This window comes from Methanothermobacter sp. DP, from assembly GCF_026692625.1.
Lineage (GTDB): Archaea > Methanobacteriota > Methanobacteria > Methanobacteriales > Methanothermobacteraceae > Methanothermobacter > Methanothermobacter marburgensis.
In genome coordinates this window covers 1,250,403-1,261,489 of record NZ_CP113501.1, presented here as the reverse complement: position 1 = coordinate 1,261,489, position 11,087 = coordinate 1,250,403, and the positions used below count along the sequence as shown (strand labels likewise).

General features: G+C 49.0%; 14 protein-coding genes. All 14 read left to right on the top strand.

Going from position 1 to position 11,087, the window contains the following annotated elements; all coding sequences use genetic code 11:
* Positions 1 to 175 precede the first annotated feature (175 nt).
* The 14 genes from mcrB to OXN82_RS06650 all read left to right on the top strand — a co-directional run bounded on the left by mcrB (position 176) and on the right by OXN82_RS06650 (position 11,084).
* Entirely contained in the window at positions 176 to 1,507 is a 1,332-nt protein-coding gene (gene mcrB, locus OXN82_RS06715; protein WP_160322959.1) for a coenzyme-B sulfoethylthiotransferase subunit beta, read from the top strand.
* A 31-nt stretch (positions 1,508 to 1,538) separates the two neighbouring features.
* The gene (gene mcrD, locus OXN82_RS06710) at positions 1,539 to 1,976 is read left to right on the top strand and encodes a methyl-coenzyme M reductase operon protein D (RefSeq protein ID WP_147671445.1); all 438 of its coding nucleotides are present in this window, start codon (positions 1,539 to 1,541) and stop codon (positions 1,974 to 1,976) included.
* Positions 1,977 to 2,573, top strand: coding sequence for a methyl-coenzyme M reductase I operon protein C (gene mcrC / locus OXN82_RS06705; protein WP_160322960.1), 597 nt, complete (start codon positions 1,977 to 1,979; stop codon positions 2,571 to 2,573). It begins immediately after the preceding gene.
* Position 2,574: 1 nt separating this feature from the next.
* Positions 2,575 to 3,324 (top strand): coenzyme-B sulfoethylthiotransferase subunit gamma, encoded by a 750-nt coding sequence (mcrG, locus tag OXN82_RS06700; RefSeq protein WP_160322961.1) that lies wholly within the window; start codon positions 2,575 to 2,577, stop codon positions 3,322 to 3,324.
* Positions 3,325 to 3,343: 19 nt separating this feature from the next.
* Entirely contained in the window at positions 3,344 to 4,996 is a 1,653-nt protein-coding gene (mcrA, locus tag OXN82_RS06695; protein WP_321211115.1) for a coenzyme-B sulfoethylthiotransferase subunit alpha, read from the top strand.
* An 83-nt stretch (positions 4,997 to 5,079) separates the two neighbouring features.
* Positions 5,080 to 5,967 (top strand): tetrahydromethanopterin S-methyltransferase subunit E, encoded by an 888-nt coding sequence (gene mtrE, locus OXN82_RS06690; RefSeq protein WP_160322963.1) that lies wholly within the window; start codon positions 5,080 to 5,082, stop codon positions 5,965 to 5,967.
* Positions 5,968 to 6,669: a tetrahydromethanopterin S-methyltransferase subunit D gene (gene mtrD / locus OXN82_RS06685; RefSeq protein WP_160322964.1), complete on the top strand. Its 702-nt coding sequence runs from the start codon at positions 5,968 to 5,970 to the stop codon at positions 6,667 to 6,669.
* Positions 6,669 to 7,472, top strand: a complete 804-nt coding sequence (mtrC, locus tag OXN82_RS06680; protein WP_321211114.1) for a tetrahydromethanopterin S-methyltransferase subunit MtrC — start codon at positions 6,669 to 6,671, stop codon at positions 7,470 to 7,472. Before mtrD ends, mtrC begins: the two co-directional genes overlap by 1 nt.
* A gap of 12 nt (positions 7,473 to 7,484) precedes the next feature.
* Positions 7,485 to 7,787, top strand: coding sequence for a tetrahydromethanopterin S-methyltransferase subunit B (locus OXN82_RS06675; RefSeq protein ID WP_147671450.1), 303 nt, complete (start codon positions 7,485 to 7,487; stop codon positions 7,785 to 7,787).
* A 12-nt stretch (positions 7,788 to 7,799) separates the two neighbouring features.
* The gene (gene mtrA / locus OXN82_RS06670; protein WP_321211113.1) at positions 7,800 to 8,516 is read left to right on the top strand and encodes a tetrahydromethanopterin S-methyltransferase subunit A; all 717 of its coding nucleotides are present in this window, start codon (positions 7,800 to 7,802) and stop codon (positions 8,514 to 8,516) included.
* 12 nt (positions 8,517 to 8,528) lie between these two features.
* A complete protein-coding gene (gene mtrF, locus OXN82_RS06665) occupies positions 8,529 to 8,735 on the top strand; it encodes a tetrahydromethanopterin S-methyltransferase subunit F (RefSeq protein ID WP_013296331.1) in 207 nt (68 codons plus the stop codon).
* Complete coding sequence (gene mtrG / locus OXN82_RS06660) at positions 8,735 to 8,995, top strand: tetrahydromethanopterin S-methyltransferase subunit MtrG (RefSeq protein WP_013296330.1); 261 nt, start codon at positions 8,735 to 8,737, stop codon at positions 8,993 to 8,995. Before mtrF ends, mtrG begins: the two co-directional genes overlap by 1 nt.
* A 15-nt stretch (positions 8,996 to 9,010) precedes the next feature.
* Positions 9,011 to 9,943 (top strand): tetrahydromethanopterin S-methyltransferase subunit H, encoded by a 933-nt coding sequence (gene mtrH / locus OXN82_RS06655; protein ID WP_321211112.1) that lies wholly within the window; start codon positions 9,011 to 9,013, stop codon positions 9,941 to 9,943.
* 184 nt (positions 9,944 to 10,127) lie between these two features.
* The gene (locus OXN82_RS06650; RefSeq protein ID WP_321211111.1) at positions 10,128 to 11,084 is read left to right on the top strand and encodes a calcium/sodium antiporter; all 957 of its coding nucleotides are present in this window, start codon (positions 10,128 to 10,130) and stop codon (positions 11,082 to 11,084) included.
* The last annotated feature ends 3 nt before the right edge of the window (positions 11,085 to 11,087 follow it).

The window sequence follows — 11,087 nt, the reverse complement described above, 5'->3', positions numbered from 1 at the left end:
CATATAAATCTTTCGACTTGATTCAGAAAGAAATCTTAATTAATTATGATCAAGTTAAATATGCACCGTATACTAAAACGGGTGTTTTAACACCCTCCAAGGGCCTTCTTGCCTTTCCTGAAAAGGGGGGGTCTTGGATGTTTAGTATACGGAACTGATTGCTAGGAGGGAAAAAATGGCGAAGTTTGAGGATAAGGTCGACTTGTACGACGACAGAGGCAACCTCGTCGAAGAACAGGTGCCATTAGAAGCTCTAAGTCCATTAAGGAACCCCGCCATTAAAAGCATAGTACAGGGGATTAAAAGGACAGTGGCTGTGAACCTTGAAGGTATAGAAAACGCCCTGAAGACAGCGAAGGTCGGCGGACCTGCCTGTAAGATAATGGGCCGTGAACTCGATCTCGACATTGTCGGGAACGCCGAGTCAATAGCAGCCGCTGCAAAGGAAATGATACAGGTAACTGAGGACGACGACACCAACGTCGAACTCCTTGGCGGAGGTAAAAGGGCACTCGTACAGGTCCCAAGTGCAAGGTTCGATGTTGCAGCAGAGTACTCTGCAGCACCACTCGTAACCGCCACAGCATTTGTCCAGGCCATAATCAACGAGTTTGATGTTAGCATGTACGATGCTAACATGGTTAAAGCAGCCGTTCTGGGAAGATATCCACAGTCTGTGGAGTACATGGGGGCAAACATAGCAACAATGCTGGACATTCCACAGAAACTGGAAGGCCCAGGATACGCACTTAGGAACATCATGGTGAACCATGTTGTTGCAGCCACACTCAAAAACACACTCCAGACAGCAGCACTATCAACAATACTTGAACAGACAGCAATGTTCGAGATGGGTGACGCTGTAGGAGCATTTGAGAGGATGCACCTCCTTGGACTTGCATACCAGGGAATGAACGCAGACAACCTGGTCTTTGACCTTGTTAAGGCCAACGGTAAAGAAGGTACAGTTGGCTCAGTCATAGCAGACCTGGTTGAAAGGGCCCTGGAAGACGGTGTCATAAAAGTTGAGAAGGAACTCACAGACTACAAGGTCTACGGTACAGACGACCTTGCAATGTGGAACGCCTACGCCGCAGCCGGACTCATGGCAGCCACAATGGTTAACCAGGGTGCAGCAAGGGCAGCTCAGGGTGTATCATCAACTCTGCTCTACTACAACGACCTCATAGAATTCGAAACAGGACTGCCAAGCGTGGACTTCGGTAAAGTGGAAGGTACAGCTGTAGGATTTTCATTCTTCAGCCACTCCATCTACGGTGGTGGTGGACCAGGTATCTTCAACGGAAACCACATCGTTACAAGGCACAGTAAGGGATTCGCTATACCCTGCGTGGCAGCCGCAATGGCACTGGATGCAGGAACCCAGATGTTCTCACCAGAAGCAACCTCTGGACTCATAAAAGAAGTATTCAGCCAGGTTGACGAGTTCCGAGAACCACTCAAATATGTTGTGGAGGCAGCAGCTGAGATTAAAAACGAAATCTAAATAATCTCTCAGAACTGGGGGCAAAAAACCAATGGACGTTCAGATATTTCCTCACAGGCTGCTAGGGGCCGACACCACAGAGAAACTCCTTAACCGCCTTGAGGACATCCATGGCGTTAAGCGAATGGTGATCCACGGACAGAGACTACCGCCAGAGGACCACCCTGACAGGCGCATAATCAACGTGAAAGGTCAGGAATTTGAACTTCAGGTTAAAACTGGCCGTGTGCTGCTTGAAGTGGAGGACGAGGAGACAATAACCGATATCAAGAGGGTTTGCGAGGATCTCCTGCCCTTTGGATATGATGTTACTCCTGGCAAATACATAAGAACACAGAAAACCGTCACAGATGAGATAAAGTACGGCGAGAACCTTGATGAGATTCCTGATGAACTCATCGGTCTCACGGATCAGAACGCCAGGCTCAGTGAAAGGGCCACAATAATAAAAAGGAAGAAGGAGCATTAGATGATCGGAAAGTGCACTCACGTGGTTGACTGTAGAGAGACAATGGGTATGGGTGAAGGCGGAGGAATAGCCCAGAGGGGCACCTTTGCCCAGTGCGGAAGTGAAGTTCTGGCAGTGGCAATGTCACCCGGCAGGCGCCACATAACCAAGCCTGTCTGCGAGATAACATTTGCCCTGAGGGAAGCAAACATAATGACCAGTACCCTGGTACTCAACGCAGGCGCAGGGGTTCCACAGGACGCTCCAAGTGCCGGTGCAGGAAGCCTCTTTGGATTAACACCTGCTGAAGTCGAGCAGATGAAGCGGCACAGACTCCTTGTGGTGCACCTTGGCGGCGTCAAGAATCACATCACCTACAAGGCACGCCTCATACTCAGAAACGTTGACCGCCCATGCATAGTCATATGCGAATACCCGGTTGACTTTGAGGACTTTGCGAAGATAGGTGTCAAAACCAGGGCCGTAATGCCAGATGAACCAAAAACCAAGGGAACAATCGTCGACATCGTGAGTGGAGTTATTAGAGGAGAAACCTGTCCCCAGGAAAAACTGGATGAGATTATAAGAAAGGTTAAGTTAGCTTTAGGAGGTGCATGATATGGCACAATACTATCCCGGAACAACTAAGGTTGCTCAGAACAGAAGGAATTTCTGTAACCCTGAATACGAACTTGAAAAACTGAGAGAAATCTCAGATGAAGATGTAGTAAAGATTCTGGGTCACAGGGCCCCAGGGGAAGAATACCCAAGTGTTCACCCACCACTTGAAGAGATGGATGAACCAGAGGACGCAATAAGAGAAATGGTCGAACCAATAGACGGTGCAAAGGCCGGTGACAGGGTTAGATACATACAGTTCACAGACTCAATGTACTTCGCCCCGGCCCAGCCATATGTGAGATCAAGGGCATACCTCTGCAGGTACAGGGGTGCAGACGCAGGTACACTATCAGGTCGTCAGATCATAGAGACCAGGGAGAGGGACCTTGAAAAGATATCCAAGGAACTCCTTGAAACAGAGTTCTTTGACCCTGCAAGGTCAGGTGTCAGGGGTAAATCTGTCCACGGACACTCACTGCGTCTCGATGAGGACGGTATGATGTTCGACATGCTCAGAAGGCAGATCTACAACAGGGACACCGGCAGAGTCGAAATGGTCAAAAACCAGATCGGCGACGAACTGGACGAACCTGTGGATCTTGGTGAACCACTGGATGAAGAAACCCTGATGGAAAAAACAACCATCTACCGTGTGGATGGTGAAGCCTACCGTGATGATACAGAAGCCGTGGAGATCATGCAGAGAATCCACGTTTTAAGATCACAAGGAGGGTTCAACCCAGAATAATCCGGGGGAGGTGTAGATTATGGCTGACAAATTGTTCATAAACGCTTTAAAGAAAAAATTTGAAGAATCCCCTGAAGAGAAGAAAACCACATTCTACACACTTGGTGGCTGGAAACAGTCAGAAAGAAAAACCGAGTTTGTGAACGCTGGTAAAGAAGTGGCAGCAAAGAGGGGCATACCCCAGTACAACCCTGACATAGGTACCCCACTTGGTCAGAGGGTGCTCATGCCCTACCAGGTTTCAACAACCGATACCTATGTTGAAGGGGACGACCTCCACTTCGTAAACAACGCTGCCATGCAGCAGATGTGGGACGACATAAGGAGGACCGTTATTGTCGGTCTGAACCACGCCCACGCTGTTATAGAAAAGAGGCTGGGTAAGGAGGTCACACCTGAGACCATAACCCACTACCTTGAAACAGTGAACCACGCAATGCCAGGTGCAGCTGTCGTACAGGAGCACATGGTGGAAACCCACCCTGCACTGGTGGCAGACAGTTACGTCAAGGTATTCACAGGTAACGACGAAATAGCAGATGAGATCGACCCTGCATTCGTCATAGACATCAACAAACAGTTCCCAGAAGACCAGGCAGAAACCCTCAAGGCAGAGGTTGGAGACGGAATCTGGCAGGTCGTCAGGATCCCAACCATAGTCTCAAGGACCTGTGACGGTGCAACAACCTCACGATGGTCCGCCATGCAGATAGGTATGTCCATGATTTCAGCCTACAAACAGGCAGCAGGTGAAGCCGCAACAGGTGACTTCGCATACGCTGCAAAACACGCTGAAGTCATACACATGGGTACATACCTGCCTGTGAGACGTGCAAGGGGTGAAAACGAGCCTGGTGGTGTACCATTCGGTTACCTTGCCGACATCTGTCAGAGCTCAAGGGTCAACTATGAGGACCCTGTCAGGGTGACCCTGGACGTTGTGGCAACCGGTGCAATGCTCTACGACCAGATCTGGCTAGGATCATACATGTCAGGTGGTGTTGGATTCACCCAGTACGCTACAGCAGCATACACAGACAACATACTTGACGACTTCACCTACTTCGGTAAGGAGTACGTGGAGGACAAGTATGGACTCTGTGAGGCACCAAACACCATGGACACCGTCCTGGACGTTGCAAGTGAGGTCACATTCTACGGCCTTGAACAGTACGAGGAATACCCAGCACTCCTCGAGGACCAGTTCGGTGGATCACAGAGGGCAGCAGTCGTTGCAGCTGCATCCGGATGTTCCACAGCATTCGCAACAGCAAACGCCCAGACAGGTCTCAGCGGATGGTACCTCTCAATGTACCTCCACAAGGAACAGCACTCAAGGCTAGGATTCTACGGTTACGACCTCCAGGACCAGTGCGGTGCATCCAACGTCTTCTCAATAAGGGGCGACGAGGGACTGCCACTGGAGCTTCGTGGACCTAACTATCCAAACTACGCCATGAACGTGGGACACCAGGGTGAATACGCAGGTATATCACAGGCACCACACGCTGCCCGTGGAGACGCCTTCGTGTTCAACCCACTGGTGAAAATAGCCTTTGCAGACGACAACCTCGTCTTCGACTTCACCAACGTCCGTGGCGAATTCGCCAAAGGTGCTCTGCGAGAGTTCGAACCAGCCGGTGAAAGAGCACTCATAACACCTGCAAAATAGATTAACGAAGGTGCATTACACAAACTTTTTAAGTGTAATGCACCTAATTTTTTTTATTCAAAAAAATAAAAGGAGGAAGAAATATGGACCCTATGATAACAGGTTTAGGTGTTGTAGCTCTCATGGGTGCAGCTGCAACCATAGCAGGAGCCGCAGAGGACTTAGAGTCTGACGTAGGATCCCAGAGTAACCCCAACTCACAGGTTCAGCTCGCACCACAGATGGGACACCTGCACCGAATAATCAACAAGGCCGTTTCAGGGGAACCCGTTGCCTACGGAACCTGGTGCGGAATTGCTGGTTCAGTTGCATTTGTCCTTATGAATTCAGTACAGCTGCCTGTGATAATGGCCATTGCAATCGGTGCTGTAATCGCTGCAATGGTACACACAACCTACGCTGTAACATCCCACATGGGACGAATTGTCAGCCAGTCCCAGTTCAACCAGCCACTCTTCATGGACATGCTGGTTCAGCATTTAGGCCCAATTGCAGGGCATGGATTTATCGTGACATTCTGTATTGTAGGATTATCATATCTCATGACATTACCGATCCCTGGATTTGCACACCCATTCCCACTGCCACTTCTTGCAGTGCTCTGGGGTATAACAATAGGTGCAATCGGTTCATCAACAGGGGACGTCCACTACGGTGCTGAAAGGGAGTACCAGCAGTACCCATTCGGTGGAGGTATACCTGTTGCGATTCACGGTGACATAACAACAAAGGCAGAGCTCGGAGCAAGAAACTCAATGGACGTTGTTCACTTCTGTGCAAAGTACGGTGGACCTCTAACAGGATTCGCTTTCGGTGCAATAGTATTCCTCAGCTTCTGGAACACAATAGTCTTCGGTATAACCGGTGGAATAATATCTGGTCTCATAATAGTCTTGTTACTGATAATCCTCAACAACAGGCTTGAAGTCTTTGCAAGGAACAGGTATGGACCATACAAGGAGGAAGAATAAATGGATCCATTATTACTGATAGGAGCTATAACCGCTGGAGGAGTACTCATAGGTGGAGGCGTGCACTTCGTACCTGTGGGTGGTGCACCAGCAGCCATGGCAACAGCAACAGGTGTGGGTACCGGTACAGCCATGCTTGCTGCGGGTGCAGGTCTTACAGGACTCATAACCGCCGCAGCAATGACCGGACAGTCACCCCTCATGATAATGGCTGCCGGCGCAGTTGGTTCAATGCTCATGATGGGTATCACCATGCTGGTGGGTAACCTGATCTACGTCTTTGGTGTGGGTACCGTTCCGGTATCTGCAAAGGTCAGCGTTGACCCAATAACAGGCATGGAACAGGAAAAATACGTCACCCCGGGTACCGAGGGGCATGGTCTTCCAACGGTCTGTTTTGTCAGCGGTATAATAGGAGGAGCCCTCGGTGGAATCGGAGGTGGGCTCATCTACTGGGCACTCAACGAGGCCCTCAGGACCCTGTCATATGGTGCAATGGGTGCTGCAGGTGTTGCAGCAATCTTTGCCGTGGGCATATTCTTCATAAACGCGGTTATTGCATCATATAACATTGGAGGTACAATAGAAGGTTTCCACGATCCTAAGTTCAAGAGGATCGGCAGGGGAATAGTTGCATGTCTCATAGCCTCCATTGTTGCAGGGGCCCTTTCAACATTACTCGTATACGGAGGTGTCTTCTAATGTCAGTAGCAGCTGGAGGACCAGCCGGCGCAGCCATACCTGAGAGCAGGCTCATGGCACTTGGAATACTGGGCGGACTTGCAGGAATATACGCATCCGCAGTTAACCCGGTCATAGGACCAGTTCTGGCCTCCCTTGGAGCAGTCTGTGCAATAGTATGGGGTGCAGACGCCATAAGGAGGGTTGCAAGTTACGGTCTCGGTACCGGTGTGCCATCAATCGGGTACATGTCAGTTGCAATAGGTATAGTTGGTGTGGTCGCTGGACTGGCATCAGTGTTTGTGGTACCTGCCCTTGCAGTACCTGTTGTTGCACTGATACTGGCAATGATACTCGGTGTGGTTGTGGCTGTACTGGGTAAGAAGATAGTTAAGATGAAAATCCCAATCCTCGAGAAGTGCACTGCGGAGATCTCAGGTGCAGCAGCACTTTCAGTCCTTGGATTCTCAGCAGCCATTGCAGGTAGCTACACACTGCAGGCAATGCTCACATCAGTCATAACAACAGGATTCATAGGCTTGCTATTCATACTCAACACAATGGCAATCCAGCACCCATTCAACGCATGTCTTGGTCCAAATGAGAACCAGACAAGGACACTGAAACTTGCAGCATCAACAGGGTTCATATCCATGGCCGTTGTGGGTCTACTTGGAATAGGACTCAACCCTGGCTGGTGGGTTGTTTCACTTGTCGGTGCACTCTGCTGGATACTGGCATTCAGGGCATTCGTGAGCGCATCCTTAGAGGAAGCCGCATCCGTGAAATGGTCAGGTCTCTGGCCTAAGGAGGAAGAGCACTAGGAGGCTTTAAAAATGGAAATGTTACCACTTGTTAAGATCGCTCCGGAATACAACCTGACCCTTGATCCTTCCACCGGTATGATAGGGGCTGCCCTTGGAAGGGAAGTCATAATATTATCCATGGATGAAATAAACGAACAGATAGCTGCATTAGAGGCTACAGCTGATGATCTGATTAACTCACTGGACCCAACAACCATCCCTGAGGGTTCCTACCCTGGAAGGGAAGGAGTGTACCTGACAGCAGGTAAACTCACCAATATGGTTTACGGGTTCATACTTGGTCTGATCATCCTGTTTGCCCTGCTCTTATAGGAGGTGTTATAAGTGGTTGAAAAGAAATCACCTGCTGAAGGATGGCCTGTGGTCAACGGTGACTACATCGTGGGCGACCCTGAAAGTCCTGTGGCTGCCACCACCCTCGCCTCACACATCGAAGACATACCAGTGGAGGCCGGCGCTGCCATTGCAGGGCCATGCAAGACAGAGAACCTCGGTATCGAAAAGATGATCGCCAACCTCATATCAAACCCCAACATCAGATTCCTCATACTCTGCGGTTCAGAGGTCCAGGGCCACATAACCGGGCAGAGCATTGAGGCCCTGCACCAGAACGGTGTGGACCCTGATAAGAGGAACATCATCGGTGCAACCGGTGCCATCCCATACATTGAAAACATACCTGATGAGGGTATTGAGAGGTTCCAGAAACAGCTCGAGATCGTCAACCTCATAGACGTTGAGGACGCCGACGCCATCAAGACCAAGGTCAAGGAATGCATCGAGAAGGACCCTGGTGCATTCGAAGAAGAGGCCATGATCATAAAGGTCGAGGAAGGCGGAGAAGAAGAGGAAGGCGAAGAGGTAAAACCTGTGGCACCAGAAACAGCCCTTATTGAGGCCAGGATGAGGAACATCCAGACACAGGTTAAAATGATAGGTTCCACCAACAGAATGTTCGCCGGTATGTACTCAGGTAAGGTTCAGGGTATAATGATAGGTCTTGCATTCACCCTGACACTGGGTATACTTCTACTGGTCTAGGGAGGCTTCCAGATGATTATACTATCCAACAAACCCAATATACGTGGCATTAAAAACGTTGTAGAGGACATAAAATACCGAAACCAGCTCATCGGTAGAGATGGCAGGTTATTTGCGGGCCTCATAGCCACAAGGATTTCAGGTATAGCCATAGGGTTCCTCCTGGCTGTCCTCCTTGTTGGTGTGCCTGCAATGATGAGCATATTAGGGGTGATCTGATGTCAGAGGAAGAAAAAACCACAATACCCCGCGTACTTGTCTCTGCTGATGAATTCAACAAGGCCAATGAGAAACTGGATGAAATAGAGGAGAAAGTGGAGTTCACTGTCGGTGAGTACTCACAGCGCATAGGACAGCAGATCGGTAGAGATATTGGTATTTTATATGGTATTGTGATAGGTCTGATTATCCTTGCAGTAACCAACATACTGTTTGCAGGATTGTTAAAAGGACTTTTAAAATCCCTATTCGGACTATAGCTTGGAGGTTTACATATGTTTAGGTTTGATAAGGAACAGATCGTACTGGACATAGCTGGAACCAAGATTGGTGGTCAGCCAGGAGAGTACCCAACCGTACTAGCAGGAACAATATTTTATGGTGGACACAGCATCATTGAGGATGAAAAGGCAGGTGTCTTTGACAAGGATAAGGCAGAGACCCTCATAAAGACACAGGAAGAGATGTCAGATGTCACAGGTAACCCACACATCGTGCAGACCTTCGGTCAGACACCTGAGGCAATAGTCAAGTACCTTGAATTCGTGGGTGACATCACAGACGCACCATTCTTCATAGACTCAACATCCCGTGAGGCAAGGATCGCCGGTGCAGAGTACGCCAATGAAGTTGGCCTTGAGGACAGGGCCATCTACAACTCAGTCAACATGGCCGCCGACGAGTCAGAACTTGAGGCACTCAAGAACACAAAACTCTCAGCTTCAATCGTCCTGGGATTCAACCCAATGGACCCCACAGTTGAGGGTAAAATTGGAATCTGGGAAGACGGTGCAGGTACAATAGACAAGGGTCTTCTTGAAATGGCCGCCGACTGTGGTATCGACAAGTACCTCATGGACGTTGCAGTTACACCACTCGGTCAGGGTGCAGGTGTTGCTGTGAGGACCTCATTTGCAGTTAAGAGCAAATGGGGATACCCTGTTGGTAGCGGTATCCACAACGTGCCATCAGCCTGGGACTGGCTCCGTGAGTACAAGAAGGAACACAAAGAAGCCTGGCCTGTATGTGACGTTGGATCCAACCTGATCCAGCAGATGGCCGGTGGTGACTTCATACTGTACGGCCCAATAGAAAATGCCAAAATGGCATTCCCAGCCTGTGCAATGGCCGACATATTCATAAGCGAAGCAGCCAAGGACATAGGCACCGAGGCTGTGGAAGACCACCCATTCTTCAAGCTGCTCTAGGAGCAGCCAGAAATTTCATTTTTTTTCAACTGTTGTTATTACTAAATAATTTATTTTTATTATAATGGAATGTTTTAAATAGAAGAAAACGGCAACATATTTCCGACACAAAGTTTTAAGTGTCAATATGCAATTAATATACTGGTCTTGAGGGAATGGAAGAAAGTTTTTCAGTGGTGATAACTTGATTGGAAATGTATTGATTCTTATAGCTGCACTGGTGGTCTCACTGATTCTGGTTATAAAATCTGCAGATGTCTTTGTGGACAACCTTGTGGATCTTGGATCCTCACTGGGCATATCTGAGGTCGTACTGGGTGTCACAGCATCTGCCATTGGAACGTCACTGCCTGAATTTGGTTCGGCCCTCATAGCCTCACTTTCAGGCAGTACAGACATAGGGGTTGGCTGTGTCATAGGTTCAAACATATGGAACATTGCAGGTATACTCGGGATATCTGCACTGGTTGCAGGGGTCATAGAGACAAACGCCGATGGACTGAAAAGGGACTTCAGCGCCACCCTCATGACAGGGTTGATACTACTCTTTTTCATGTTCTTCGGGAATATAGGGAGGCTTGCAGCGGCTGCAATGGTGCTTCTTTACTCTGTTTACCTCTGGAGACTCCTAAAGGCCCAGAAATCATATTCTGATGAGAATTCCCATGAAACTCAGAGGGAACCACTTGACCTTAAAAAACTTGCCCTTACGGTTGTAGGTTTCACTGGTCTTGTTATAGGCTGCAGAATCCTGGTATACAGTGGTGTGGAACTTGCAGACATTGCAGGGATACCAGCCATGATAATGGGTCTCTTCACACTGGCCATAGGTACAAGTATACCGGAACTTGTGGTTACACTCTCATCTGCAGTGAAGGGCCTCCATGAGCTCTCAATAGGCACGGTACTTGGAAGCAACACCTTCAACATACTTGTGGGTATAGGTGTCCCTGCTCTCATAGCCCCGGTGCCTGTTGAACCTCTCTCGCTCAGCTTTGACGCACCGGTCATGATACTTGTGACGGTACTCCTGGTGCTCCTTATAAAGCAGGGGGACATGAAACTTAAAAGGAGTGGAGGCATAATCTTACTTGCAGTATACATATCATACGTTGTCATGAGACTCTTTGTACTGGCGTGATTG

What these genes read in the sequence shown, in the direction of transcription:
- mcrB (WP_160322959.1), top strand. Translation starts at nt 176, where the DNA reads ATGGCGAAGTTTGAGGATAAGGTCGACTTGTACGACGACAGAGGCAAC.
- mcrD (WP_147671445.1), top strand. Translation starts at nt 1,539, where the DNA reads ATGGACGTTCAGATATTTCCTCACAGGCTGCTAGGGGCCGACACCACA.
- mcrC (WP_160322960.1), top strand. Translation starts at nt 1,977, where the DNA reads ATGATCGGAAAGTGCACTCACGTGGTTGACTGTAGAGAGACAATGGGT.
- mcrG (WP_160322961.1), top strand. Translation starts at nt 2,575, where the DNA reads ATGGCACAATACTATCCCGGAACAACTAAGGTTGCTCAGAACAGAAGG.
- mcrA (WP_321211115.1), top strand. Translation starts at nt 3,344, where the DNA reads ATGGCTGACAAATTGTTCATAAACGCTTTAAAGAAAAAATTTGAAGAA.
- mtrE (WP_160322963.1), top strand. Translation starts at nt 5,080, where the DNA reads ATGGACCCTATGATAACAGGTTTAGGTGTTGTAGCTCTCATGGGTGCA.
- mtrD (WP_160322964.1), top strand. Translation starts at nt 5,968, where the DNA reads ATGGATCCATTATTACTGATAGGAGCTATAACCGCTGGAGGAGTACTC.
- mtrC (WP_321211114.1), top strand. Translation starts at nt 6,669, where the DNA reads ATGTCAGTAGCAGCTGGAGGACCAGCCGGCGCAGCCATACCTGAGAGC.
- OXN82_RS06675 (WP_147671450.1), top strand. Translation starts at nt 7,485, where the DNA reads ATGGAAATGTTACCACTTGTTAAGATCGCTCCGGAATACAACCTGACC.
- mtrF (WP_013296331.1), top strand. Translation starts at nt 8,529, where the DNA reads ATGATTATACTATCCAACAAACCCAATATACGTGGCATTAAAAACGTT.
- mtrG (WP_013296330.1), top strand. Translation starts at nt 8,735, where the DNA reads ATGTCAGAGGAAGAAAAAACCACAATACCCCGCGTACTTGTCTCTGCT.
- mtrH (WP_321211112.1), top strand. Translation starts at nt 9,011, where the DNA reads ATGTTTAGGTTTGATAAGGAACAGATCGTACTGGACATAGCTGGAACC.